Source organism: Mesorhizobium sp. C416B (assembly GCF_030323165.1).
GTDB lineage: Bacteria > Pseudomonadota > Alphaproteobacteria > Rhizobiales > Rhizobiaceae > Mesorhizobium.
In genome coordinates this window covers 3,593,936-3,617,938 of sequence record NZ_CP100471.1, presented here as the reverse complement: position 1 = coordinate 3,617,938, position 24,003 = coordinate 3,593,936, and the positions used below count along the sequence as shown (strand labels likewise).

At 63.2% G+C, this 24,003-nt stretch carries 26 protein-coding genes; 6 read left to right on the top strand and 20 right to left on the bottom strand.

Features of this window, described 5'->3' with window-relative positions; all coding sequences use genetic code 11:
• Positions 1-3: 3 nt before the first annotated feature.
• The 8 genes from tsaE to NLY43_RS17500 all read right to left on the bottom strand — a co-directional run bounded on the left by tsaE (position 4) and on the right by NLY43_RS17500 (position 9,899).
• Positions 4-1,515, bottom strand: a complete 1,512-nt coding sequence (gene tsaE / locus NLY43_RS17535; protein ID WP_023687431.1) for a tRNA (adenosine(37)-N6)-threonylcarbamoyltransferase complex ATPase subunit type 1 TsaE — start codon at positions 1,513-1,515, stop codon at positions 4-6.
• Between the two features lie 8 nt (positions 1,516-1,523).
• Positions 1,524-4,088: a sensor histidine kinase gene (locus NLY43_RS17530; RefSeq protein WP_023672300.1), complete on the bottom strand. Its 2,565-nt coding sequence runs from the start codon at positions 4,086-4,088 to the stop codon at positions 1,524-1,526.
• 308 nt (positions 4,089-4,396) lie between these two features.
• On the bottom strand, positions 4,397-5,797 hold the full coding sequence (ahcY, locus tag NLY43_RS17525) for an adenosylhomocysteinase (protein WP_023681401.1): 1,401 nt from the start codon (positions 5,795-5,797) through the stop codon (positions 4,397-4,399).
• A 206-nt stretch (positions 5,798-6,003) separates the two neighbouring features.
• On the bottom strand, positions 6,004-6,294 hold the full coding sequence (locus NLY43_RS17520) for an HPr family phosphocarrier protein (RefSeq protein ID WP_023672303.1): 291 nt from the start codon (positions 6,292-6,294) through the stop codon (positions 6,004-6,006).
• Positions 6,291-6,692, bottom strand: a complete 402-nt coding sequence (locus NLY43_RS17515; protein ID WP_023672304.1) for a PTS sugar transporter subunit IIA — start codon at positions 6,690-6,692, stop codon at positions 6,291-6,293. The genes NLY43_RS17520 and NLY43_RS17515 overlap by 4 nt, the downstream gene beginning before the upstream one ends.
• Positions 6,693-6,856: 164 nt before the next feature.
• Positions 6,857-7,318 carry an HPr kinase/phosphorylase gene (locus NLY43_RS17510; RefSeq protein ID WP_023710429.1) on the bottom strand — a complete coding sequence of 154 codons (462 nt, stop codon included), beginning with the start codon at positions 7,316-7,318 and terminating at the stop codon, positions 6,857-6,859.
• 12 nt (positions 7,319-7,330) lie between these two features.
• The gene (locus NLY43_RS17505; protein WP_023672307.1) at positions 7,331-9,112 is read right to left on the bottom strand and encodes a sensor histidine kinase; all 1,782 of its coding nucleotides are present in this window, start codon (positions 9,110-9,112) and stop codon (positions 7,331-7,333) included.
• Between the two features lie 85 nt (positions 9,113-9,197).
• Positions 9,198-9,899 carry a response regulator transcription factor gene (locus NLY43_RS17500; protein WP_010912942.1) on the bottom strand — a complete coding sequence of 234 codons (702 nt, stop codon included), beginning with the start codon at positions 9,897-9,899 and terminating at the stop codon, positions 9,198-9,200.
• Positions 9,900-10,245: 346 nt separating this feature from the next.
• Between NLY43_RS17500 and NLY43_RS17495 the strand changes: the two genes are divergently transcribed.
• From NLY43_RS17495 to NLY43_RS17485, 3 genes are all read left to right on the top strand, one after another.
• Complete coding sequence (locus NLY43_RS17495) at positions 10,246-11,856, top strand: phosphoenolpyruvate carboxykinase (protein ID WP_023710430.1); 1,611 nt, start codon at positions 10,246-10,248, stop codon at positions 11,854-11,856.
• Between the two features lie 86 nt (positions 11,857-11,942).
• Positions 11,943-12,377 carry an alternative ribosome rescue aminoacyl-tRNA hydrolase ArfB gene (arfB, locus tag NLY43_RS17490; RefSeq protein ID WP_023672309.1) on the top strand — a complete coding sequence of 145 codons (435 nt, stop codon included), beginning with the start codon at positions 11,943-11,945 and terminating at the stop codon, positions 12,375-12,377.
• A gap of 151 nt (positions 12,378-12,528) precedes the next feature.
• Positions 12,529-13,161, top strand: a complete 633-nt coding sequence (locus NLY43_RS17485; protein ID WP_023710431.1) for an alpha-ketoglutarate-dependent dioxygenase AlkB family protein — start codon at positions 12,529-12,531, stop codon at positions 13,159-13,161.
• Here the strand turns inward: NLY43_RS17485 and NLY43_RS17480 are convergent.
• The 12 genes from NLY43_RS17480 to hisB form a co-directional block, all read right to left on the bottom strand.
• On the bottom strand, positions 13,124-14,698 hold the full coding sequence (locus tag NLY43_RS17480; RefSeq protein ID WP_023710432.1) for a hypothetical protein: 1,575 nt from the start codon (positions 14,696-14,698) through the stop codon (positions 13,124-13,126). The genes NLY43_RS17485 and NLY43_RS17480 overlap by 38 nt on opposite strands.
• Complete coding sequence (locus tag NLY43_RS17475) at positions 14,695-15,144, bottom strand: GtrA family protein (RefSeq protein ID WP_245267867.1); 450 nt, start codon at positions 15,142-15,144, stop codon at positions 14,695-14,697. Before NLY43_RS17475 ends, NLY43_RS17480 begins: the two co-directional genes overlap by 4 nt.
• Before the next feature lie 2 nt (positions 15,145-15,146).
• Positions 15,147-16,184, bottom strand: coding sequence for a glycosyltransferase family 2 protein (locus tag NLY43_RS17470; protein ID WP_023710433.1), 1,038 nt, complete (start codon positions 16,182-16,184; stop codon positions 15,147-15,149).
• Positions 16,185-16,256: 72 nt separating this feature from the next.
• Positions 16,257-17,216, bottom strand: coding sequence for a type I pantothenate kinase (coaA, locus tag NLY43_RS17465; protein WP_023672313.1), 960 nt, complete (start codon positions 17,214-17,216; stop codon positions 16,257-16,259).
• Between the two features lie 132 nt (positions 17,217-17,348).
• On the bottom strand, positions 17,349-17,672 hold the full coding sequence (locus NLY43_RS17460) for a phosphoribosyl-ATP diphosphatase (RefSeq protein ID WP_023681408.1): 324 nt from the start codon (positions 17,670-17,672) through the stop codon (positions 17,349-17,351).
• A gap of 8 nt (positions 17,673-17,680) precedes the next feature.
• The gene (gene hisF / locus NLY43_RS17455; protein ID WP_023687423.1) at positions 17,681-18,487 is read right to left on the bottom strand and encodes an imidazole glycerol phosphate synthase subunit HisF; all 807 of its coding nucleotides are present in this window, start codon (positions 18,485-18,487) and stop codon (positions 17,681-17,683) included.
• Positions 18,484-19,320: an arginase family protein gene (locus NLY43_RS17450; protein ID WP_023672316.1), complete on the bottom strand. Its 837-nt coding sequence runs from the start codon at positions 19,318-19,320 to the stop codon at positions 18,484-18,486. Before NLY43_RS17450 ends, hisF begins: the two co-directional genes overlap by 4 nt.
• Positions 19,317-20,063, bottom strand: coding sequence for a 1-(5-phosphoribosyl)-5-[(5-phosphoribosylamino)methylideneamino]imidazole-4-carboxamide isomerase (gene hisA, locus NLY43_RS17445; RefSeq protein ID WP_023710434.1), 747 nt, complete (start codon positions 20,061-20,063; stop codon positions 19,317-19,319). The genes NLY43_RS17450 and hisA overlap by 4 nt, the downstream gene beginning before the upstream one ends.
• Before the next feature lie 3 nt (positions 20,064-20,066).
• Positions 20,067-20,357 (bottom strand): DUF1330 domain-containing protein, encoded by a 291-nt coding sequence (locus NLY43_RS17440; protein WP_023710435.1) that lies wholly within the window; start codon positions 20,355-20,357, stop codon positions 20,067-20,069.
• A gap of 1 nt (position 20,358) precedes the next feature.
• A complete protein-coding gene (gene hisH, locus NLY43_RS17435; RefSeq protein WP_023710436.1) occupies positions 20,359-21,009 on the bottom strand; it encodes an imidazole glycerol phosphate synthase subunit HisH in 651 nt (216 codons plus the stop codon).
• Between the two features lies 1 nt (position 21,010).
• On the bottom strand, positions 21,011-21,487 hold the full coding sequence (locus tag NLY43_RS17430) for a DUF2628 domain-containing protein (protein ID WP_023710437.1): 477 nt from the start codon (positions 21,485-21,487) through the stop codon (positions 21,011-21,013).
• A gap of 4 nt (positions 21,488-21,491) precedes the next feature.
• A complete protein-coding gene (hisB, locus tag NLY43_RS17425; RefSeq protein WP_023710438.1) occupies positions 21,492-22,091 on the bottom strand; it encodes an imidazoleglycerol-phosphate dehydratase HisB in 600 nt (199 codons plus the stop codon).
• Between the two features lie 236 nt (positions 22,092-22,327).
• Between hisB and hslV the strand changes: the two genes are divergently transcribed.
• The 3 genes from hslV to NLY43_RS17410 are packed head-to-tail and all read left to right on the top strand — an operon-like array spanning position 22,328 to position 24,003.
• Complete coding sequence (gene hslV / locus NLY43_RS17420) at positions 22,328-22,879, top strand: ATP-dependent protease subunit HslV (RefSeq protein WP_023672322.1); 552 nt, start codon at positions 22,328-22,330, stop codon at positions 22,877-22,879.
• On the top strand, positions 22,869-23,396 hold the full coding sequence (locus NLY43_RS17415; protein WP_023710439.1) for a GNAT family N-acetyltransferase: 528 nt from the start codon (positions 22,869-22,871) through the stop codon (positions 23,394-23,396). The genes hslV and NLY43_RS17415 overlap by 11 nt, the downstream gene beginning before the upstream one ends.
• 4 nt (positions 23,397-23,400) lie before the next feature.
• Entirely contained in the window at positions 23,401-24,003 is a 603-nt protein-coding gene (locus NLY43_RS17410; RefSeq protein ID WP_023687417.1) for a DUF2585 domain-containing protein, read from the top strand.

Genomic DNA, 24,003 nt, shown 5'->3' with positions numbered 1-24,003 from the left:
AGGTCACGGGAGCCGTTCCTCCAGCAGGCCATGTGCCATGTAAAACTCCTTCAGCTGAGCCAGCGCCGGGTGCGCCAGCGCCCGCCTGAGATAATCGCGGATGCGCGGCAGGTGTCGGAGATAATAGGGCTTGCCGTCGCGCTTTTCGAGCCGCACGAAAATGCCGAGGATCTTTGAATTGCGCTGCGCCGCCATGATCGCATAGGCCCTGCGGAAGGCGTCCTCATCGAAGCCGACGGCGGCGTGCCGCGCAGCGACATAGGCGTCCACGGTCCGCTGCTCGATATCGGGCGAAACGGTGACGCGGGCATCCATGGCCAGCGACGCAACGTCATAGGCCGCAGGACCCATCAGCGCGTCCTGGACGTCGACGATGCCGAGGCGGTCGTGGCCTTTGCGGTCACCGCGCCAGATGATGTTGGGCGAATGGAAGTCGCGCAGCATCAGCGTGTATTTCTGTGTGTCCAGCCGATCGAGAACCGCGTTCCATTCCCTGTGATAGCCGGCGCGTAAAGCCTCGCTTGCCGGGCTGCCGGTCACCATCGGCACATACCAATCGACCAAGAGATCGGCTTCGATCAGCATGGCGTCGCGATCGAACGGCGGCACCTCGTGGAAGACGCCTGGCACGGCCTCCATGCGCTGCGGCCAGGTCTTCCCATGCATCATCGCCAGCAATTCGGCCGCTGCCGCGTAGCGCTCGGCCACCGGCTCATCATTGCCGTCGAGAAAACCTTCCGAGCCCAGATGCTCCAGCAGCAGAAAGCCCCGTTCGAGATCCTCGGCATGGATTTTTGGGACACTGACACCTTGCGACAGCAGCGCCTTGTCGATGGCGACGAAAGCGGTGACCGACTGCGCCGTGTGGGCGATCACGGCATAGGGCTTGCCGTCGCGCACCGGCGGCCCCAGCACCAGCCGCGGCGAATTCATCAGCACGCGCGGCGCAAGGCCGGCGAGCGAAACAATCTCGTAAGAGCGCGCCGAGGCGTCGCCGACGAAATGACGCCGCGCGGCGTCGCCCCAACCGGCCGTTTTGAGGAAATCGCGCATCGCCAGCGATCGCGCCACGCGTTCGAAGGCAACGCCTTGGCCCGATAGTTTCGCCAATCGTCCTTCGTCCTGATGGACGAGTTCGATCCAGATCGACGTTCTCGGAAGAGCGGCCTCCGCCCGTTCCGGCCACTCGACAAGGGCAGCGCCCTGCAGCAGCGCCTCGTCGAAACCCAGCTCGTCCATCTCGCCGGCCGAGGACAGGCGATAGAGATCGAAATGGTGCACGGGGATGCGCGTGTCGTAGCTTTGCACCAAGGTGAAGGTAGGGCTCGGCACATCGAGGCCGGCATCATCGGCCAGCGCCCTGATCAGGGCCCGCGCCAGCGTCGACTTGCCGGCGCCGAGATCGCCCTTGAGCGCCAGCACGTCGCCCGGCCGCAGCGCCATGGCCAGGTCTTCGCCGAGCCTTGCGGTCGCAGCCTCGTCGGCGAGAAAACGCTCCAGCACAACAACAGTCATCGAGCGCGCTACTCGGCCGCGGCGCGGATGCCCGACGGTGCATCGGGGAAGGTGCAGATGACGGTGGTGCCCTTGTCCTTGCCGGTCTCGATGCGCACGCTGCCGCCGTGCAGCTCGACAAAGCTCTTGACGATCGACAGGCCTAAGCCCGCACCGCGCCGGCGCCCGCCATTGGTGCGCGGCTCGAAGCGGCGGAACACCGAATCGAGCAGGTCCGGCGGCATGCCGGGGCCGTTGTCATGGACGGAGAATTCCACACCTTGCTCCAAATGCCGGCAGGCAAGCGTGATAGTGCTCGCCTCCGGCGCGTAATTGGCGGCGTTGCTGAGCAGATTGTAGAGGATCTGGCGAACCCGGGTCTCGTCGCCGTGAAAACTCTTCGGCGCCGCAGCGGCGTCGATCCGGAGCTTGATCGAATGCTCTTGCAGCCGGTCGGCGACCAGTTCGGCCGCGGCCTCGATGGTGCGCTCGACGCTTACTTCCGAAATGTCGAGCTGCATGATGCCGGCGTCGACGGTGGCGAGGTCGAGTATGTCGTTGACGATGGTGAGCAGCACCGAGGATGACGAGCCGACATGCTCGACATATTCGCGCTGCTTTGGGCTGAGCGGCCCGGTCGCCGGCAGCGACAGAAGCTCGGTAAAGCCGATAATGTTGGTCAGCGGCGAGCGCAGCTCGTAGGAGACGTGCTGCACGAACTCGTTCTTCAGCTGGTCGGATTTCTGCAGCGCTTCGTTCTTGTCCTTCAGCGCGCGCTCGACATTGACGCTGTCGGTGACGTCCACAAAGGTCATCATCACCTGGCCGTTGGGCAGCGGGATGACGGCGTAGCTGAGCACTGTGCCGTTCTTCAGTTCGGTCTGGCCATGGCGGTCGCGGCGCTCGTCGTCGAAACCGGTGATGGCGGCGACGAACCCGCCCCACGGGCTGTCGACGGCGCGCTGGTCGCTGAGATCGCGGATCGCCGAGACATGGACGTTGGGCTTGATCACATCCTGGCTCAGTCCCCACAGCGCGACAAAGGCCGGGTTCGACAGGCGCAGCCGCCCATCGGGGCCGAACACCGCGACGCCTTCGGCCAGATTGTCGAGCGTTTCGCCCTGGACCCGCACCGCCGTCTGGTAGCGGCTTTCCAGGTCCATCTTCTCGGTCAGGTTCTCGAACACCCAGGTCACGCCGCCCTTCGGCTGCGGGTTGGCCACCACGCGGATGGTCTTGCCGTCGGGCAGATGCCACCAATGCTCTTGCGATTCCACCGCGCGGTAGGCGCCAAGCAGGCCTTCTTTCCAGCGCCGCCATTCCGGCTGCTCGGCGATCTTGCCTTCGCTGCGCAGCCGGTCGAGCAGCAGGGCATTGTCGGGCGCGCTGTGCAGGAAGCCCGGGTCCAGCCCCCACAGTTTCTGGAACGCCTGGTTGAAGAAGCGCAACTTCTCGTTGGCATCGAAGATCGCCACCGCCGTGTTGAGCTGGTCGAGCGTGTCGGCATGGCTGCGCACCGTGCGCTCATATTCGCCGCGAATGGTTTCGGTGGCGCTGGTGTCGCAGGCAAGGCCGGCCGAGCCGTCGGCACCGGCGAAGTCGGTGACGGCGAACACGCGGCGGTCGCCCTCGATCACCGTCGACAGCGTCTGTTCGAAGATCGGGCGCGATTTGTGCTGCGCGGCGATCTGTTCGCGCGCCTGGGCGCCGAGGAATTCCTTGGCTTCGCGCACCGCGGTCTCGGCGTTCGGTGCCTCGACCGCTCCGGCATAGGCACGGTTGACCCATTTCAGCCGCCCGTCGGTGGCGCGCAGCCAGGCCGGCATCGGCAAGGCGTCGAGCAGGCCGATCATGGTCTCGTAGTCGGCGGCCAGCCGCTGGTTCTCGATCTTCAGCCTGGCCTGGCTTCGCTGCGTCTCCGACAGCGAGACGAAGCGCACCAGCACATGCGCGGCGCTCTTGCGGCCATGCACTTCAAGCGGCGCCCCGGCCTGCGATTCGATCACGAGATCAAAGGGTTTCGCTTTCTCGCGCAGACCAGCGACGGCATTTTCGAGCGCCGCCGCCGAGCGCGGCATCAGCCAGCGGCCGAAGGCGAGGAAGGCTGCACGGTCGTCCGGCGCACCGCTTTCCAGCGGCAGCGTGCCGATCAGCTCCGGCTTCTTGTTCTCGGACGCCCAGACGATGACGCGCTGGTCACGCAGATTGAGCAGCGCCTCGGAGCGCTGCAGCGCCGCATTGATGTCGGCAATGCGGGCTCTGAGTTCGACATTCTGCGCCGAGGTGCGGGCTCTTTCGCGGATCAGGAAGATGGCCGAGACCAGTGCCGCGCCCATGACGCCGACGAACATGGCGAGCTGGATGACTTCGACCGCGCTGACCGACAGTCCGGCCTTCTGCGCAATGGCCGGCTCGGCATGGGCGGCAAACGAGGTGAGCGGGCCGGCAAGAGCTGAGGTGGCAAGAAAGCCGGCGGTGCGGGCGCCAACGCGCCTCTTCAGGCCACCGCCTGTCGTGACGGAGCCATTGCTATCGGAATCGTCATGGCCGCCGGAAACGGCCGATCCCGCGCGAGGCGGGTTTTCCCCCGGCATGCCTTGGTCCTCTTCGCCGCCTGAATGCAAGACCGCCTAGATCAGGATCACGTTTGATGGAAACGCCCTTCTGACCTAACTCTTTTCTAAAGAGCATGATCTTTTCCGAAAACCGCTTCCCACTTTTCGCTGACGCGGTCCTTCGGTTCGAATCATGCTCTCGATGCGTACGCCGGCCTCGTCCCCGGCCCACGAATCAGCACAATAGCGCGTGCTGGAATCGGCGTGAAGAATCATCCGCGCAAAAAAGAAGCCGGGCGAAAAGTCAATCGCCCGGCTTCAATATCTAGTGGTAAACGCCGCTTTGGCTAATAGCGGTAGTGTTCCGGCTTGAACGGACCCTGCGGGGTCACGCCGATATAGGCGGCCTGTTCGCCGGAAAGTTCGGTCAAGCGGGCTCCAAGCTTGTCGAGATGCAGACGCGCCACCTTCTCGTCGAGGTGCTTGGGCAGCACATAGACCTGGTTCTGGTACTGGCCGGGCTTGGTGTAGAGCTCGATCTGCGCCAGCACCTGATTGGTGAACGAAGCCGACATCACGAAGCTCGGATGACCGGTCGCGTTGCCGAGGTTGAGCAGGCGCCCCTCGGACAGCAGGATCATCCGCTTGCCGTCCGGGAAGGTTATCATGTCGACCTGCGGCTTGACGTTGGTCCATTGCAGGTTGCGCAGCGACGCGACCTGGATCTCATTGTCGAAGTGGCCGATATTGCCGACGATCACCATGTCCTTCATCGAGCGCATGTGGTCGAGGGTGACGACATCCTTGTTGCCGGTGGTGGTGATGACGATGTCGGCGGTTGGTGCGGCATCTTCCAGCGTGACGACTTCAAAGCCGTCCATCGCCGCCTGCAGCGCGCAGATCGGATCGACTTCGGTGACCTTGACGCGGGCGCCGGCGCCCTTGAGCGAAGCCGACGAGCCCTTGCCGACGTCGCCATAGCCGCAGACGACCGCAACCTTGCCGGCCATCATGGTGTCGGTGCCGCGGCGGATGCCGTCGACCAGCGATTCCTTGCAGCCATATTTGTTGTCGAACTTCGACTTGGTGACCGAGTCGTTGACGTTGATCGCGGGGAACGGCAGCAGGCCCTTCTTCTGCAGCTGGTAGAGACGGTTGACGCCCGTCGTCGTCTCTTCGGTGACGCCGCGAATGGCTTCCTTCTGCTTGGTGAAGAAGCCGGGTGAGGCCTTCAGGCGCTTCTTGACCTGGGCGTAGAAGTATTCCTCTTCCTCGCTCTGCGGGTTGGACAGCACGTCCTCGCCGGCCTCGGCGCGGGCGCCGATCAGTATGTACATGGTGGCGTCGCCGCCATCGTCGAGGATCATGTTGGAGAGGCCGCCATCGGCCCACTGGAAGATCCTGTCGGTGTAGTCCCAATACTCCTCGAGCGACTCGCCCTTGACGGCGAACACCGGGATGCCGGCCTCGGCGATGGCTGCGGCCGCATGGTCCTGGGTCGAGAAGATGTTGCACGAGGCCCAGCGGATATCGGCGCCAAGCGCCTTCAGCGTCTCGATCAGCACCGCAGTCTGGATGGTCATGTGCAGCGAGCCGGTGATGCGCGCACCTTTCAACGGCTTCTTGTCGCCGAATTCCTCGCGGCAGGCCATCAGGCCCGGCATTTCGGTTTCGGCGATATCGAGTTCCTTGCGGCCCCAGCCGGCAAGCGAGATGTCGGCGACCACATAGTCCTTGCTACCTGTCATGGCAGTGCTCCGGTGTGATTTGTCTTCAGAATGCGCCTGCGCCACACGGCGCGTCGAAGGGCGCGGAATGCCGGCCTGACTAGCAGATCGCCGCCAAGACGACAATGGATATAAAGAAATCTTTATGCGCGTATGTGTTTTACGGGGATGCATGCCGCCCAAAAGTATCCCGCGGTTTTGGGACAACGGCGTTCAAAGCAAAAACTTCAGCACTCTTCGCCGAAGCGCGAGGCGACCAGCTGCTCCAGCGCGTCCATCGCCGCTGCGGCTTCAGCGCCGCTGGCGGTGACGCGGATCGAATAACCGGGGCTCGCCGCCAGCATCATCAGCCCCATGATCGAGGTGCCGCCGACCTTGAGACCATCCTTCTCGACATGGACGGTGGCGTCGAAGCCGCTGGCGACCTGGACGAACTTCGCCGAGGCGCGCGCATGCAGGCCGCGCTGGTTGACGATCGGGAACTCGCGCACGATCTCACCGGGCGACAGCGCGTTCATTTGCTGCTCAGCAGCTGACTTGCGACGTTGATGTATTTGCGCCCCGCGGCCTGCGCCTCGTCGAGCGCGGTCGCCATGTTGTCGCCCTTGCGGATCGACGACAGCTTGATCAGCATCGGCAGGTTCATGCCGGCGATGACCTCGGTGCGACCGGATTCCATCACCGAAATGGCGAGGTTGGAAGGCGTGCCGCCGAACATATCGGTCAGAACGATGACGCCGGTCCCGGTGTCGACGCGGCCGACGGCGTCGACGATATCGCGCCGACGCTGCTCCATATCGTCATCGGCGCCGATTGCCACGGTTTCGAAATTGTCTTGTGGCCCCACGACATGTTCCACGGCATGGCGGAACTCGGCGGCCAACTGACCGTGCGTTACAAGCACGAGTCCGATCATTCTATGGTGGCTCCCGTCATCGCCGCTTCACAGGCGCTTTTTATGCTCGCCGGCCATCCCAGGCGGCGGGAGCGCTATCTTGTCGACGCGCGGCGCGTTGACAAGCCCAAAATTGCGTCGGCCATGGCCAATTTGACGCATTGCAGCAAAAAACCGGCGGCGGATCATACGAAAGGCGCAATCGCCAGCCGCGCCATTACCGCCGGCAAAGCCGCAGTGACGTTGCGCTGAACGAGGTCGATGCGCGGCACCACACAGCCGGCAATGGTCGCGCTCGACTCTTCCTGGAAACGCTCCACAGCGTTTGCGGCAACCAGCTGGATCGTAAGGTCGATGACCCCAACAGGTTGGAACAAAAGCGGCTTCGGACCAAGTCCGGGCACCTCTGTGAGGCCGGCGATGCTGGCGGGCGCATGGCAGACCAGCCGCCCGAAACGCGCCGCGACAAACAGCTGGTCGTCGCCGATCAGCCGCGCAAACAGCCCGAGCCGGCTGAAATGGTCGATGAGCGCCAGCGCCAGCGTTGTCTTGCCCGAGCCGGACGGCCCGGTGATCAGGACGCCCCGCTCGCCAATCAGGATTGCGGTGGCATGGATGTTCTCGGGTTTCGCGGTGGGATCGGGCATGCGCAGCCGCGATCAGCCTTCGGCCGGCAGCGTAACGACGAAGCGCGCGCCCTTGATGTCGCCGGGCTTGGTGCCGGGGATGTTCTCGGCGGTCAGCGTGCCGCCATGGGCTTCGACGATCTGCCTGGATATCGACAGGCCAAGCCCTGAATTCTGGCCGAACGCCTCGCCGGCCGGGCGGTCGGTGTAGAAGCGCTCGAAGATGCGGTCGATGGCGTCGGCGCGGATTCCGGGGCCGTTGTCGTCGACGGTGACGATGTTGACCTTGCCCGAGCGTGCCAGGGAAATGGCGATGTGACCGTGGTCCTCCGGCACGAAGGAGCGGGCATTCTCGATCAGATTGGTGATGACCTGGCCGATCCTGAGATCATGGCCGGTGACGAAATAGCCTTTGACGCCTTGCGGCAGCTTGGCGGCCTTGAATTCGATCTCGACAGCCTTTTTGTTGCGCGTCGCTTCGCGCGACACGGCGACGAGATCGGTGATGAATTTCTTCAAATCGACCGTGGCGGCATCCTCACGCGCCAGTTCGGCGTCTAGGCGCGAGGCATCGGAAATGTCGGTGATCAGCCGGTCGAGACGCCGGACATCGTGCTGGATGATCTCCATCAGCCTGCCGCGTGAATTGTCGTTCTTGGCCAGCGGCAAGGTCTCCACCGCGCTGCGCAGCGAGGTCAGCGGGTTCTTCAGCTCGTGCGAGACATCGGCGGCGAAGCTTTCGATCGCCTCGATGCGGGCATAGAGCGCATTGGTCATGTCGCGCACCGCGACCGACAAATTGCCGATCTCGTCCTGGCGGTCGGAAAAGTCGGGGATCTCCTCGCGGCTCTTGACGCCGCGCCGCACCCGCACTGCCGCCGCCGATAGGCGGCGCAGCGGATTGGCGATGGTGGATGCGAGCAGCATCGACAGGATGGCGGTGACCAGGGCGGCGATGCCGAACACGCGCAAAATAGCCTTGCGTTCGGCGGCGACGATCTTGTCGATGTCGCCGCCTTCCGTCGACAGCATCAGCACGCCGAGGACGGCACGGAAGCGCTGGATCGGCACCGCCACCGAAACGATCTGCTCGCCCTGTTCGCTCACCCGCACGATCGTCGATGGACTGCCGGTCAGCGCCTTGACCACTTCCGGGAAGGCCGCACCGTTGCCGCCGGGCTGCTCATGGTAGACGGGCAGGTCCTTGTTGCGGAAGAAGTCGAAGACGAATTTCTGCACGCGCTCCAGCATATCCGGCTGCTCGTCCTCGACCGGCGGCAGGTCGTAGCGCAGGATTTGGCCGCGCGAATAGAGATGGCGCGAATCGAGCAGCAGATTGGCGTCGCGGTCATAGATGCGGGCCCGGGTGCGCGTCGGCGAAATCAGCCGCCGCAGCACCGGCGCGACGCGCTCGGGATTGATCGGGAAATCCAGATTGTCGAGCTGGTCGGAGCCCGGCCCCAGGCTTTCGCCGGCCTGCAGTTCAAGCAGTTTTTCTGGATCGATGCTGATCGAATCGGTCTCGACCGTCGCCGACGCGGCAATGGCGCCGGCGATGATCTCGCCCTGCGTCATCAGGCTTTCGACGCGGGCGTCGATCAGCCCGTCGCGGAAGGTGTTGAGATAGAGGATGCCGGTGACCAGCACGGCGAGACCGGCCAGGTTGAGGAACAGGATGCGCCGGGTCAGGCTGGAAAAGATGTGGTGGCCGAGAAAGCGGCGCATCGGCACCGTCAACCTCGACAGGAATGCGGGCAGAATCCGCGACCGCCTGACAGCGCTCGTTCGTCTGCTCCGCTGTACATCCACTGCCATCGAATAGCAGCTCCCGCCTAGTCTTTGGTTTTATGCATGTCGTCGTCCCAAAAACCGCGACCACTTTTGGGCGACATGCATCAACTCAAGCTTCGCGGAACCGGTATCCGACTCCGTAAAGGGTTTCGATCATTTCGAAGTCGTCATCGACGGCCTTGAACTTCTTGCGCAGCCGCTTGATGTGGCTATCGATGGTGCGGTCGTCGACATAGACCTGCTCATCATAGGCGGAATCCATCAGCGCATCACGGCTTTTTACCACGCCGGGGCGCTGCGCCAACGAGTGCAGGATGAGAAATTCGGTGACCGTCAGCGTCACCGGCTCGCCCTTCCAGGTGCAGGTATGGCGTTCCTGGTCCATGACGAGCTGGCCGCGTTCCAGCGAACGGGCCTGCTGGCTGGGCGCCTTTGCCGCAGCTTCGCGGGCGCTGGCGCGGCGCAGCACGGCGCGCACCCGCTCGACCAGCAGGCGCTGCGAGAACGGTTTGCGGATGAAATCGTCGGCGCCCATCTTGAGGCCGAAAAGCTCATCGATCTCATCGTCCTTCGAGGTCAGGAAGATCACCGGCAGGTCGGACTTCTGCCGCATCCGGCGCAACAGCTCCATGCCGTCCATGCGCGGCATCTTGATGTCGAGGATGGCGAGATTCGGCGGCCGCGCCGCCAGGCCTTCCAGCGCCGACGCACCATCCGTGTAGGTCTCGACGCGATACCCCTCGGACTCGAGGGCGATCGACACCGATGTCAGAATGTTGCGGTCGTCATCGACAAGCGCGATTGTTGCCATTTCAAGCGGCTCCCTCATGAGCTGTCCCTTCTGTCTTAGAGAAGGGGCTTTTGCAGGACAAATTAGGTACAAAATGTGGCACAGGCTCCACCCGCTGTCGCGGACGGCTTGCCGGCGGCCCCATCGGAACCTCTACACGGGTTGGACGAACACTGTGTGCCAATCCTTTGGGCAACCACCGTGATTTTTTGCACATATAAACGATTTAAACAACTTTCAAAATTTTTAAATCGATTAATGATTTGATATCATTCGAGTTTTCTGGTTCTCACCGTCTCAGCCCCTAACGCGGGCTCGCCGGAAACGCGCCGGCAAAGTGCGGCGAATCCAGAAGAAGGGACCCTTGATGTCGGAAGTCGGCAAACGCAATTCTGCTTGCGCGATCGATCGTATCGGCCTGAAAACCACCGGCACGGTGCATTATAATTTTGGTGCGGCCGCCCTTTATGAGGCAGCGATCCGTCGTGGCGAGGCCCGGTTGACCGCCGGCGGCGCGCTGCTTGCCGAGACCGGCCAGCACACTGGCCGCTCGCCCAAGGACAAGTTTGTCGTCCGCGATGGCGCCACCGAGCCCCATGTCTGGTGGGACAACAACAAGGCGATTTCGGCGGGCCAGTTCGAAATGCTGCTCGCCGATTTCCTTGTCCACGCCGCGAATAGCGATCTCTATGTGCAGGACCTCGTCGGCGGCGCCGATGCCGAGCTGAAGCTGCCGACGCGGGTCATCACCGAATTCGCCTGGCACTCGCTGTTCATCCGCAATCTTTTGATCCGCCCGCAGGCCGCCGAGCTTGAGGATTTCGTGCCGGAGATGACGATCATCGACCTGCCGTCCTTCCGCGCCGATCCGGCCCGCCACGGCAGCCGCACCGAAACGGTGATTGCGGTCGATCTCACCCGCAAGATCGTGCTCATCGGCGGCACTTCCTATGCCGGCGAGATGAAGAAATCGGTGTTCACCATGCTCAACTATCTGCTGCCGGAAAAGGGCGTCATGCCGATGCACTGCTCGGCCAATGAGGGCCCGGCCGGCGACGCGGCGATCTTCTTCGGGCTTTCCGGGACGGGCAAGACGACGCTGTCGGCCGATCCGTCACGTACGCTCATCGGCGACGACGAGCACGGCTGGGGACCGCACGGCATCTTCAACTTCGAAGGCGGCTGCTACGCCAAGACGATCCGGCTGTCGGCCGAGGCCGAGCCGGAGATTTTCGCCACCACGCAGCGCTTCGGCACGGTGCTGGAAAATGTCGTGCTCGACGCCGACCGCGTGCCGGACTTCAACGACGGCCGGCTCACCGAAAACACGCGCTGCGCCTATCCGCTGGATTTCATCCCCAATGCCTCGAAGAGCGGACGGGCCAGCCACCCGAAAAACATCATCATGCTGACCGCCGATGCCTTCGGCATCATGCCGCCGATCGCACGGCTGACCCCGGCGCAGGCGATGTATCACTTCCTCTCCGGCTACACCGCCAAGGTGGCCGGCACCGAGAAGGGCGTTACCGAGCCGGAAGCGACCTTCTCGACCTGCTTCGGCGCCCCGTTCATGCCGCGCCACCCCAAGGAATACGGCAATCTGCTGCGCGAGCTGATCGCCCGCCACGGCGCCGATTGCTGGCTAGTCAACACCGGCTGGACCGGCGGCGCCTACGGCACCGGCAAGCGCATGCCGATCAAGGCGACGCGCGCCTTGCTGGCCGCAGCGCTTGACGGTTCGCTGAAGGCGTCCGGTTTCCGCACTGACGCCAATTTCGGCTTCGAGGTGCCGGTTGCTGTGCCTGGCGTCGAGAGCGCCATTCTCGACCCGCGTTCGACCTGGGCCGACAAGGCAGCCTATGACCGGCAGGCAGCGCGATTGGTCGGCATGTTCGCCGTCAACTTCGAGAAATTCGAGAGCCATGTCGATGCCGTCGTGCTCGGCGCAGCACCCCGCCTGCAGGAAGCTGCGGAATAGTCCAGGCATCTTCACCGAAGCATCCTTGAAAGGCGCGGTCTCGATCGGGCCTTTTCTTTTTTGGTCCGCCGCGCCATGACTGCGGCATGCCTATCGACGACATCATCATATCAGACGAAGCCGTAATCCATCCGGGCGACCTGCACGAGGATTTCATCCGCTCGTCGGGTCCCGGCGGCCAGAACGTCAACAAGGTGGCGACCGCCGTCCAATTGCGCTTCGACGCCGCCAATGCAGCTGGCCTGTCCGAACGCGTGCGCGCGCGCACGATCAAGCTCGCCGGCCAGCGCGCCACCAAGGACGGCGTCATCGTCATCGAGGCCGGCCGCTTCCGCACCCAGGAGCAGAACCGGGCCGATGCCCGGGCAAGGCTGACGGCGCTGGTCGCCAAGGCCGCGGAACCGCCGCCGCCGCCGCGCAAGAAGACCAGGCCGTCGAAAGGCTCGGTGGAGCGGCGGCTGCAAAGCAAGGCAGGGCGCGGCACGATCAAAAAGCTGCGCGGCCGGGTAGAGAACGACTAAGGACCGCGCCGACTGCGCATAAAGCGGCCTCCCCTGCCGCAGCCGCAAGGTTTCGCCATTGCCACAGAAAGGGAGGCCGACAACGGTGGCTTTCGGGTCGCCGTTTCTGATTGGCGGTGGCATGGTTTCAGTATCAACCGGAGGCGAAGTCATGCTCGTTCTGCCCAAAGGCGTCCGCCACTTGCCTGGTTATCTGTCCCGCGCGGCGCAGGAAGCGCTGGTCGAAGAGGTGAGGACAATTGTACAGCGGGCGCCGCTGTACGTGCCGGCGATGCCGCGGACCGGCAAGGAGATGAGCGTGCGCATGACCAATTGCGGCACGCTCGGCTGGGTCACCGACAAGGAGCTGGGCTATCGCTACCAGCCAACGCACCCACTCACCGGAGAGCCATGGCCGCCGATCCCGGACGCGCTGCTGCAATTGTGGCGGGAGGTCGCCGCCTATCCGAATCCGCCGGAGGCCTGCCTGGTCAATTTCTATACGCAGGACGCCAAAATGGGTCTGCACCAGGATCGCGACGAAGCCGATTTCTCGGCCCCAGTGGTCTCGGTGTCACTTGGCGACGATTGCCTGTTCCGGGTCGGCCAAGTGACGGGCAGGGGGGCCACACGCGACGGCGGTACCAAATCGTTCCGCCTGAAAAGCGGCGACGTCGTCGTGCTCGGCGGCGAAGGCCGGCTCTGCTTCCACGGCGTCGACCGCATCTATCCGTCGACCTCGGCGCTTCTGAAAAAAGGCGGCCGGATCAATCTGACGCTGCGGCGGGTGACGGAGCCCGGCTAAAGTCGTCGCGAACAAGGACCCTCAACGTATCGTCCTCCGCGATCTGGCGATAGTGTTGCATGAAGCGGACGAAATCCTGCCGGCCGGAAAGCTCGGTCAGCCACAAGATGTCCTCCTTCTGCACAATGACCAGCGATGGCTGGTTGGTTTCGAGTTGGGCAACCTTGTCATCGATGTAGCGATCGGTGATCCGCTTGTAGTGTTCGGCCCCCGCCTCGTTGCCGCTTTGCGCCTCGACCTTCGCGAAATAGGTAGCAAATCCCCCGAGCCAATCGCTGCAGTACGTCGAGATCCAGCTCCCGCCGACCATTCGCGTCAGCGGATGGCCCGCCGCAATGTCCGAACCTATGAGCGCGACCTTCGGATGGTCTACCGCGGCATTTATCGTCGCGACGAAATCGGCGCTGGGCTTCTGGCTGGGCCAGAAGGGGACAGCATTGGCCAAAATGGTGGCGGCAAGCAAAAGCATCCGCGCCAGCCCCATGCCCGATAGCGATTGCCTCGCCGGGTCAATCTGGATGGCTCTGAGTAGCAACGCCGCCGCTATCAGGCTGATCGCCGGGAATGCATGATAGGGCCAGCCCTTGGCCTGGTAGACGAGAGGCACGGTGGCGGCCAATGACGCCAGGACGAACACCACGATCATCGGCGACAGGGCGAGGCCCGGCCGAAGCGAGCGCAACATGTAGAGAGCGATGAGATAGGCTGGTGCATACTTGACCAACAGCGCTTGCACCACCCGCAGCCGCATATAGGTGTCGGTCAGCACCGGATAGATGGTGTTGAGGAACTCTGGATAAAAGTACAGCACGGCGACGAGATAGGCGACGCAGACCAAGCCGATTACCCAGTATTCGATGCGGAAGAGCGACCAGATCGACCGGCGCTGAAAGGCCACGTACAGCGCCGGAACCAGCACCATCAGCGCATAATAGGGTTTCACCAGCACCAGGACGCTGCCACAAAGGCCGGCCAATGCCGCTATCGACAAGCTCGGCGTGCGCCCTTCCGTCGGCGCGGCGCGCCAAGCCATCAACACCAGTAACGGCAGAAACAGGGCGATGCCCAGATGTTCCCGCTCGCTGAAAGCGTTGCCCGGAAGAATGATCAGCAGTGCCAGAAACAGCGGCAGCATCGAGAACAGCACATGGTTCTCGGCAAAGCCGGCCAATCTAGCGATCCGCGCGGCAATGCCGAGACCCAGCAGGCAGATCGTATAGGCATAGAGATGAATGACGACTTCCGGCGAAATGCCGAGAGCGTGCGCCAAGGCCACGGCCGGCATGAACATCCACGGCGTGAACGGCGGATTGACCTCGAAGAGATCCACATAGAGCCGTGAGCCGGCAAGCACCTTCTCGGACATGGTGATTGCCCAACTGGTGTCGGGTATGACGCCCCAGCGCATCTGCCAGGGCACGGCCGCCACCAGCACGAGCAGGCAGATGACCCTGGTCGGTGGCAGCGTTCGCGAGCTGCCCTGGGCCGAAGTCAGGGCGGATCTCTCGATGAGCGAAGTGCGGATCTCCGTACTCATCGGGCAGCCACGAAGACGAATTTGCGCAGGATAATGAAGTTCAGGACCGGAACCAGGATGGAAGCGATTGCCACTGGCACCAATGGCGGCAGTCCAGCTACGTCGGTAAGGATCATGGCCAGCCCGACCGAGAGCAGAAACCCGATCGCCGTGGCGCAGGCGAAGCGGACGATCTCGAAGCCAATCGAGCCGTCCGACATGAACGTCACGAAGCGATGCCCGCAATAGGAGAACACCGCGCCGGCGCCATAGCCAGCGACCGAGGCGATTGTCGCAGGCCTGCCAAAGCCATGCAGAGCCGAAAGGGCCAAGGTCAGCACGGCGTAGATCAGGGTCGATACGCCGCCGATTGCAGCAAACCGCAGGATTCGCGCCGGCTCCGAACGGCGCATGGCCCATGACCAGAACCGGTAGCCGGGCAAAGGATCGTTGACCGCCTGGCGCACAGTCAACCGAACCGGCGTTCGTGCGTCGCGGGCGGCGTCTTTTTCGACGCCTGGGAATTGCTGATGGCGGCGATCGCTTCCTCGAAGCCGGTCAGCCGGTCGACGACGTAAAGCGGCCGCCGTTTCACCTCGGCATGAATGCCGCCAACATAAAGGCCGATGACGCCGGTCATCAGCAGATTGATGCCTGACAGGAAGGAAATGATCACCACCGTCGATGTCCAGCCATGGACGACGCCGCTGACAAAAAGCCAGGAAAACACCGCGTAGAGGCCAAGCAGGGCGGCGAGACCGGAAATGGCCAGACCCGCCCACAGCGCCAGCCGCAGCGGCTTGTCGGAAAAGCTGATGATACCGTGCACGGCCAGCCGCACCATCTTCCAGAACGGATATTTGGTTTCGCCTGCTGCCCGGGTCGGCCTCTCGAACGGCACGGCGGTCTGCTTGAAACCCATCCAGCCGAACATGCCGCGCACGAAGCGGTCACGCTCGGGCATGCGTTTGAAAGTCTCGAGCGCCTTGCGGCCGACGAGGCGGAAATCGCCGACATCGCGCGGAATGCTGACGGAGGTCATCTGCTCGAGCGCGCGATAGAACAGATTGGCGCTGACCCGCTTGAACCAGGTTTCGCCCTCGCGCCGGATGCGCCGCGCATAGACGATCTCGTAGCCTTCTTTCCACTTGGCGACGAGATCGAGCACCACCTCCGGCGGGTCCTGCAGGTCGGCATCCATGACGATGACGGCGTCCCCGGCGGCAGCATCCATGCCGGCCGTGATGGCGATCTGGTGGCCGAAATTGCGCGACAGCTCGATCAGCCGGAAGCGGTCGTCCTCGGCAACCATGCCGCGCAGGAAGATGAGGCTGGTGTCGCGGCTGCCATCGTCGATGAAAATCGCTTCGGCACGGCCGTCCAGCGCGTCCAGCAGCATGCGGATCCGCCGCACCAGCAGCGGTAGCACCGCTTCCTCGTTAAAGATCGGAATGACCAGGGAATAGACCGGGGCTTGGCGGCCCCCGGCATCGCTCGAATTGATCACCGCTTGCTCCCGACCCGCTGGAATTGCAGCAAAAACTAGCCGGGATTGCCTAAGGCGCCGTTAACCCAGTCGTCACAGTTTCCTGAGCGCCACTTCCTCGACCAGATGATTGGCGCCCTTGCGCAGGATGAGGTCGGCCCGCGCTCGTGTCGGCACGATGTTCTCGCGCAGGTTTTTCAGGTTGATGTTGGCCCACAAGCCTTCCGCAATGGCACGCGCGGCGTCTTCCGAAAGCTGCGAATAGCGGTGGAAGAAGGAGTCCGGATTGCGGAAGGCCGTCTCGCGCAGGCGCATGAAGCGGGCGATGTACCATTGGTGGATCAGCTTTTCGTCGGCGTCGATATAAATGGCGAAATCGAAGAAATCCGACAGGAACGGCACTATCTTGCCGTCCTTCGGCAATTTGCCGGGTTGCAGAACGTTGATGCCTTCGAAGATCAGAATGTCTGGCCGGTCGATGGTGACGAACTCGCCGGGAATGACGTCATAGGTCAAATGCGAATAGACGGGCGCGCGGACATTGCGCTGGGCCGACTTGATGCCCGAGAGGAAACGCAGCAGCGCACCGACATCGTAGCTGTCGGGAAAGCCCTTGCGCTCCATCAGATTGTCGCGTCGCAACACCTTGTTGGGCAGCAGGAACCCGTCGGTAGTGATGAGATCGACCTTGGGGCTCGACGGCCAGCGCGCCAGAAGCTCCTTCAGCACGCGCGCCGTGGTCGATTTGCCGACCGCAACCGAACCGGCAATGCCGATGATGAACGGTGTCTTGACCACATCCAGCGCGTTGAAGAAGGCCTGGCGCTGGCGAAACAGCAGCTGGCTGGCCTCAACATGCGCCGAAAGCAGCCGCGAGAGCGACAGATAGATGCGCTTGACTTCTTCCAGGTCGACCGGATCGTTCAGTGAGCGCAGACGGTTGATCTCGTCTTCGCCCAGCGTCATCGGCGTGTCGGCGCGGAAGTTCGACCATTGCTCGGCCGAGAAGAAACGATAGGGGGAATATTTCTCGGTCGGAGCGAGCTGGTCCATCGAGTTTCCTGCCCTCTAGAGCATGAGGCCGAAAAGTGTGAAGCGGTTTTCGGGCGACATCATGCTCCCTCTATCAATTTAAAGACGGATTCAGATTTAAGGCCTCGGCCCGAAATCATCCGGCTCTCGCGGTCAGCCTTTCGGCCGGGATGCCTTTTCAGTGACGCCCGAACGGCCGGTACGGCCCTCAAGCTCCTTCAGCACCTCGCCCAGCGAAACGCCGGCCATGCCAAGCACAACGAGCCAATGATATATGAGATCGGCACTTTCGGAAACGAGGGCTTTCTCGTCGCCCTTGACGGCGGCAATGACGGTCTCGACTGCCTCTTCACCAAGCTTCTGCGCCGCCTTGTCGATGCCTTTGGCGAACAGTTTTGCCGTCCACGAGTCCGGGTCGCCGGAACGGGCGCGTTCGCCAATGATCGTTTCCAGATCGGACAGCGAAAATTCAGCCATGACGCAACCTACAGCCTTTGTGGAGTGGATTGAACCGGATAGTCCAGCCGCATCGGCAGCCCGGCCTCGGCCATATGCGCCTTGGCTTCCGTAATCGTGTAAGTGCCGAAATGGAAGATCGAGGCGGCGAGCACGGCGCCGGCATGGCCGTCGCGAATGCCCTCGACCAGATGATCGAGCGTGCCGACGCCGCCCGACGCGATCACCGGCGCGCGCACCGCATCCGCTATCGCGCGGGTCAGCGCAATGTCGTAACCGGCCTTGGTGCCGTCACGGTCCATCGAGGTCAAAAGAATCTCGCCGGCGCCGCGATCGACCATTTTTCGCGCAAACTCTACCGCATCGATGCCGGTCTTTTCACGGCCGCCATGGGTGAAGATCTCCCAGCGGTCGGCTTCATTGGGTGCCGACACCTTCTTGGCGTCGATGGCGACGACAATGCACTGGTTGCCGAACTTGTCGGCGGCTTCCGCGACGAAATCGGGGTTCTTCACCGCCGCAGTGTTGATCGACACCTTGTCGGCGCCGGCCAGCAACAGTTTGCGAATATCGGCCACCTGGCGCACGCCGCCGCCGACGGTCAGCGGCATGAAGCATTGTTCGGCGGTGCGGGCGACGACGTCGAAGATGGTTTCACGGTTGTCGGACGACGCGGTGATATCGAGAAAGCAAAGCTCGTCAGCGCCGGCCGCGTCATAGGCTTTGGCCGCCTCGACCGGATCACCGGCATCGATGAGGTCGACGAAATTGACGCCCTTGACGACGCGGCCGTTCTTGACGTCGAGGCAAGGGATGACTCGGGCCTTCAGCATCAGCCCTTCTCCATCGTCGCCAGCAACTCGCTGAGCAGTTCGCCGACCAGCGGCGGAACCTCGGCCTGCGCATCGAACGCCGGATCGTAGGCGGAAATGGTGATGCCGGAAATCGGCAGCAGGCCGGCCATGCCGCAGACAGCCTGGCGCAGCTGTTTCGGCTCCGGGCCGCCGGGCGTGGTGTAGCGGTTGGCCTGCAGCGCCCCGGGGTCGTGCACGTCGAGATCGAGATGCAGGTGCACCCGCTTCGCATCCGGCGCCTTCAGCCTGCCGCACGCCGTGGCCCAGTCCGGGCATTCGGTGCGGATGACCGGCAACGTCTTCAACAGCTCCGTTTCGGCCGGATCGAGATCGCGTGCGTTGACCAGCACGCAGCGCGCCGGATCGATCGGCCTGAAGCCGGGGATGGCCGAGGCCATCGGCTTCCAGCACAGGCCGAGAACCGTGGCCAGCGCCATGCCATCGAGAAAGCCGAAGATGGACGTCTCCGGGGTGTTGAGATCGCCATGCTGGTCGGCCCAGATGATCGCATCGGCATCCTCGCCGGCAACCGCACCGGCCGATGTCAGGCAATTGCCCGCCAGCACGATGGGAAACCGGCCGCGGTCTATGGCGATGCGGACCTCGCCGGAGAGGGCACCGCACACGGCAAAGCCGGTGGCGATCTCGCGCTGCTGTTCGTCGCCAACCCTGCCGATATCGGTGACGACGACGTCATGCCCGGAGAGCGTCAGCGCGTCGACAAGCCCGCCGGCGATGAGTGCATCCGGGCCTCGGCCCATGCCGCCGTGATAGTGGCCGCTGTCATAGGAGGCCAGGATGATGGAGATTTTCACGGCCGGGTCTCCATCGCCTTGCCCTGCAGCACCGCAAGCGCCTCGGCCGGGTCGATGCGCCCGTCATAGAGCGCGCGACCGGAGATGGCGCCTTCGAGTTTCTTTGCGTCGGGCATGGTCATGCGCACGATGTCGGCGATCGAGGCCAGCCCGCCCGAGGCGATGACCGGGATCGACACCGCGTCGGCGAGATCGATCGTGGCGTCCCAGTTGATGCCGGTCAGAACGCCGTCGCGGTCGATGTCGGTGTAGATGATGGCGGCAACGCCGGCGCCTTCGAATTTCTGCGCCAGTTCGATGACGCCGAGGCTGGAGGCCTCGGCCCAGCCTTCGACCGCCACCTTGCCGCCCTTGGCGTCGATGCCCACGGCGATCTTTCCAGGAAATTCCTTGCAGGCTTCCCGGACCAGGTCGGGATCGCGCACCGCCACCGTGCCGAGGATGACGCGGGCCAGCCCGCGGTCGAGCCAGTCCTCGATCTGCGCCAGCGTGCGGATGCCGCCGCCGAGCTGCACCGGGTTTTTCGTCGCCTTGAGGATGGCGCCGACCGCCGCGCTGTTGACGCTCTGGCCCTTGAAGGCGCCGTTGAGGTCGACGACATGCAGCCATTCAAACCCTTGCTCTTCGAAGGCGTTGGCCTGGGCCGCAGGGTCGTCATTGTAGATGGTCGCGGTCGCCATATCGCCGTGCTTCAGCCGCACGCACTTGCCGTCCTTGAGGTCGATGGCCGGAAACAGGATCACCGTTCAGACCCCTTCCACAATGGCGAAATGCGAGGTCGAATAAGCGCGCCGGAATTTCAGCGCTGCCTGGTATTCGGGGGAATGGAAGCAAGCCAGCGCGATCTCGTAGCTTTCGAACTCGACGATCACATGGCGATTGCCGGATGGCCCTTCCGGGCATGACGACTGACCGCCTCGCGTCAGGAATTTCGCGCCGTATTTGTCGAACGCCGCTTTGTTGGCGGCGATGTATTTCGGATAGTTTTCCGGATCGGTCACATCGACCATCGCCATCCAGTAACCCTTCTTGCTCATCTCAAGGCCTCCAGCGCAGGAAGTTGGTGATCAGTGCCAGGCCGAGCGCCTGGCTCTTTTCCGGATGGAATTGCGTGCCGGCAAGGTTGCCGCGCGCGACCGCCGCCGTTACCGGGCCGCCATAATCGGCGACGGCCAGCACCTCGTCCGGCTTTGTCGCGTCGAGATGATAGGAATGAACGAAATAGGCGTGCAGACCCTTGGGTCCGGTTGCAATGCCGGAAAACAGCGGGTGCTTGCGCTCCAGATCGATGGTGTTCCAGCCGATTTGCGGGATCTTCAGTGCCGGATCGGCGGGCGTGATCTCCGTGACGTCGCCGGCAATCCAGCCGAAGCCCTTGGTCACGGTCTTTTCCAGGCCGCGCTCCGACATCAGCTGCATGCCGACGCAGATGCCGAGGAACGGCCGCGCCTTGGCGATCGCTACCTCTTCCACCGCTTCCCACATGCCGGCGACGCCGCGCAGGCCCGCCGCACAATCGGCATAGGCGCCGACGCCGGGCAAAACGATGCGGTCGGCGCTGCGCACACGCTCGGCATCGGCGGTCAGCTCGATGGCAGCGGCAATGCCGGCTTCATGCGCGGCGCGCTCGAAGGCCTTGGTGGCCGAGCGCAGATTGCCCGACCCGTAATCGATGATGGCAACCCGCATCTCAGGCTTTTCCCGGCGTATGGCTCAGGCCCAGCGTCAGCCCGGTCTGCGTCGGCCGGGCCAGGCTGGCGTCCGGCACGATGCGCGGCAGCGGCGCCGGCTCGTCGGCAAGCGCCTCGGCGTCCAGTGTCTGGCGGATGTCGGCATCGTCAGGATTGTCGGCTTCGACGACGCCCCATTCATGCCAGCCGCGGCGGCGCAGCGCTGCGATCCGCAGCCCTTGGCCTTCCAGCCCGATATAGAGCGAGACCAGTAAAGACAGTGCGGAGCCGGCCCAGTCCAGTCCCAGCCATTGGCCGAGCACCGAGATGAGCCCCATGGCGACGAAGGCGAGCGCCGCCTCGATCCACAGCCTGTGCCAGGCCAGCCACAGCGGCGCCACCAGGAAAGCCAGCCAGGAAAAACCGTCGCGGACCAAAACGGTTGCGTCGGCCGCCTCGGTGCGGCCTGGCGGTTCCATCACGACATAGATGGCCATCAGCCTACCCTTTCAGAGATCCCTTGGTGGAGGGAACCGCTTCCGGCTGGCGCGGGTCGCGCTCCAGTGCGAAACGCAGCGCGCGCGCCACCGCCTTGAAGCAGGTCTCGGCAATATGGTGATTGTTGGCGCCATAATGATTGGTGACATGCAGCGTGATACCGGCATTCTGCGCCAGCGCCTGGAAGAATTCACGCACCAGTTCGGTGTCGAACGTGCCGATCTTCGGGGACGAGAAGGCGACATTCCAGACCAGGAACGGACGGCCCGACACGTCGATCGCGGCCCGCGTCAGCGTCTCGTCCATGGCAAGGTCGACAGAGGCATAGCGCATGATGCCGCGCCGCTCGCCCAGCGCCTTGGCCAGCGCCTGGCCGATCGCAATGCCGGTGTCCTCGACCGTGTGGTGGTCGTCAATGTGCAGGTCGCCCTTGGCCTTCACCGTGATGTCGATCAGCGAGTGGCGCGACAGCTGGTCCAGCATATGGTCGAAGAAGCCGACGCCGCTCGACATGTCGGATTTTCCGGTGCCGTCGACATCGACCGAGACGCTGATCTCGGTTTCCTTGGTCTTGCGGCTGACTTCGGCGGAACGGGACGCCATGACCTTGTCCTTGGCTGAGGGTTCGAAACTCAAGACGGGGTTCCAAGCTGTCTTTTGCTTGAAAACGAAAGCCTTCTAGCAGCATGATCCGGCGATTGCCAGTTGCGATGCGGACAGCCACCGGCAATGGCGTACGCCGTTTGCAATCACCCGCCCCATGCATACATATGGCCGATCGAAATCACTCGTACCGCGCGCCAATCGCCTTATCGGGATCGCGCGAATCGGAGCTAAAAATGTCCAATGAACTGAGTATGCACGCCACGACCATCGTGACGGTGCGCAAGGGCAACAAGGTGGTGATCGCCGGCGACGGCCAGGTCAGCCTTGGCCAGACCATCATGAAAGGCAACGCCAAAAAGGTGCGCCGCATCGGCAAAGGCGGCAATGTCATTGCCGGTTTCGCCGGCGCCACAGCGGACGCTTTCACCCTTCTGGAGCGGCTCGAAGCCAAGCTCGAACAATATCCCGACCAGTTGACGCGCGCCTGCGTCGAGCTCGCCAAGGACTGGCGCACCGACCGTTATCTGCGCCGGCTGGAAGCGATGATGCTGGTGGCCGACAAGTCGGTTTCGCTGGCGCTCACCGGCACCGGCGACGTACTGGAGCCCGAATTCGGCGTCATGGCCATCGGTTCCGGCGGCAACTATGCGCTGGCCGCTGCCCGCGCGCTGATGGACAGCGACAAGGATGCCGAGGAGATCGCCCGCAAGGCGATGCAGATAGCCTCCGACATTTGCGTTTATACCAACAACAACTTTGTTGTCGAAACGCTCGATGCCGGCTAACCCGCTGGTGCTCTATGATTTTCGACCGGTTACCGAAAAAGACCTGCCGATGATCGCCGGCTGGCTGGCCGAGCCGCATGTCGCCGAATGGTGGGACGATCCGGAGACGGAAATCGCCGAAATCCGGGAGCACATTGACTCTATTTCTGTAGAGCCGCTGATCGTCGAGCTCGAGGGCAGGCCGATCGCCTATCTGCAGAGCTACGATCCGCATCTGGAAGAGGACCATCCCTATGCCGACCAGCCGTTCGGCACGCTCGGCATCGACCTGTCGATCGGCGTGCCGGACCTGGTCGGCAAAGGTCATGGCTCGGCTATCGTCAGGCAATTCGTCGAGCAACTGTTCGAGGAAGGCGCGCCGCGCGTCATCATCGATCCGCATCCCGACAATGGTCGCGCCATCCGCGCCTATGAAAAGGCGGGCTTCAGGGCTATCGATCGCAGACACTCTAGATATGGGGACGTCGTGCTGATGTCTGTCGATGCCAAAGAGAGCGACGCGGAAGAAGGGGAATGAGTTGATGGCGACACCGGGCACTGCCAAAAATTACTCGGCCTACGAAGACAGCTGGCGGATGGGGCTTCTGCTCGTGCTCGCTCTGCTCATCTTCCAGGCCGGTGCGCTTTACGGCATGGGCCGCACGCCGATCTGCACCTGCGGTTACGTCAAACTCTGGCACGGTGTGGTGAACAGTTCGGAGAATTCCCAGCATATTTCCGACTGGTACACCTTCTCGCACATCATCCACGGCTTCCTGTTCTACGCCTTGGCCTGGTTCCTGTTCCCGCGCTCGCCAATCGGTCTGCGCCTGGCTTTCGCCGTCGTCATCGAGGGCGGCTGGGAACTCCTGGAAAACAGCCCGTTCATCATCGAGCGCTACCGCGCCGGCACCATTTCGCTGGATTACTATGGCGATAGCATCATCAATTCGGTGTCCGACACGCTGGCCATGGTGCTGGGGTTTGTGATGGCCAGAAAGCTACCTATATGGAGCATCGTCGGCCTCGCCCTCATCTTCGAACTGGGTGTCGGCTACCTCATCCGGGACAATCTGACGCTCAACGTGATCATGCTGCTGCATCCGTTCGAGTCCATCAAGCAGTGGCAAAGTGGAATTCAGTGA

What these genes read in the sequence shown, in the direction of transcription:
- tsaE (WP_023687431.1), bottom strand. Translation starts at nt 1,515, where the DNA reads ATGACTGTTGTTGTGCTGGAGCGTTTTCTCGCCGACGAGGCTGCGACC.
- NLY43_RS17530 (WP_023672300.1), bottom strand. Translation starts at nt 4,088, where the DNA reads ATGCCGGGGGAAAACCCGCCTCGCGCGGGATCGGCCGTTTCCGGCGGC.
- ahcY (WP_023681401.1), bottom strand. Translation starts at nt 5,797, where the DNA reads ATGACAGGTAGCAAGGACTATGTGGTCGCCGACATCTCGCTTGCCGGC.
- NLY43_RS17520 (WP_023672303.1), bottom strand. Translation starts at nt 6,294, where the DNA reads ATGAACGCGCTGTCGCCCGGTGAGATCGTGCGCGAGTTCCCGATCGTC.
- NLY43_RS17515 (WP_023672304.1), bottom strand. Translation starts at nt 6,692, where the DNA reads ATGATCGGACTCGTGCTTGTAACGCACGGTCAGTTGGCCGCCGAGTTC.
- NLY43_RS17510 (WP_023710429.1), bottom strand. Translation starts at nt 7,318, where the DNA reads ATGCCCGATCCCACCGCGAAACCCGAGAACATCCATGCCACCGCAATC.
- NLY43_RS17505 (WP_023672307.1), bottom strand. Translation starts at nt 9,112, where the DNA reads ATGGCAGTGGATGTACAGCGGAGCAGACGAACGAGCGCTGTCAGGCGG.
- NLY43_RS17500 (WP_010912942.1), bottom strand. Translation starts at nt 9,899, where the DNA reads ATGGCAACAATCGCGCTTGTCGATGACGACCGCAACATTCTGACATCG.
- NLY43_RS17495 (WP_023710430.1), top strand. Translation starts at nt 10,246, where the DNA reads ATGTCGGAAGTCGGCAAACGCAATTCTGCTTGCGCGATCGATCGTATC.
- arfB (WP_023672309.1), top strand. Translation starts at nt 11,943, where the DNA reads ATGCCTATCGACGACATCATCATATCAGACGAAGCCGTAATCCATCCG.
- NLY43_RS17485 (WP_023710431.1), top strand. Translation starts at nt 12,529, where the DNA reads ATGCTCGTTCTGCCCAAAGGCGTCCGCCACTTGCCTGGTTATCTGTCC.
- NLY43_RS17480 (WP_023710432.1), bottom strand. Translation starts at nt 14,698, where the DNA reads ATGAGTACGGAGATCCGCACTTCGCTCATCGAGAGATCCGCCCTGACT.
- coaA (WP_023672313.1), bottom strand. Translation starts at nt 17,216, where the DNA reads ATGGACCAGCTCGCTCCGACCGAGAAATATTCCCCCTATCGTTTCTTC.
- NLY43_RS17460 (WP_023681408.1), bottom strand. Translation starts at nt 17,672, where the DNA reads ATGGCTGAATTTTCGCTGTCCGATCTGGAAACGATCATTGGCGAACGC.
- NLY43_RS17440 (WP_023710435.1), bottom strand. Translation starts at nt 20,357, where the DNA reads ATGAGCAAGAAGGGTTACTGGATGGCGATGGTCGATGTGACCGATCCG.
- hisH (WP_023710436.1), bottom strand. Translation starts at nt 21,009, where the DNA reads ATGCGGGTTGCCATCATCGATTACGGGTCGGGCAATCTGCGCTCGGCC.
- NLY43_RS17430 (WP_023710437.1), bottom strand. Translation starts at nt 21,487, where the DNA reads ATGGCCATCTATGTCGTGATGGAACCGCCAGGCCGCACCGAGGCGGCC.
- hisB (WP_023710438.1), bottom strand. Translation starts at nt 22,091, where the DNA reads ATGGCGTCCCGTTCCGCCGAAGTCAGCCGCAAGACCAAGGAAACCGAG.
- hslV (WP_023672322.1), top strand. Translation starts at nt 22,328, where the DNA reads ATGTCCAATGAACTGAGTATGCACGCCACGACCATCGTGACGGTGCGC.
- NLY43_RS17415 (WP_023710439.1), top strand. Translation starts at nt 22,869, where the DNA reads ATGCCGGCTAACCCGCTGGTGCTCTATGATTTTCGACCGGTTACCGAA.
- NLY43_RS17410 (WP_023687417.1), top strand. Translation starts at nt 23,401, where the DNA reads ATGGCGACACCGGGCACTGCCAAAAATTACTCGGCCTACGAAGACAGC.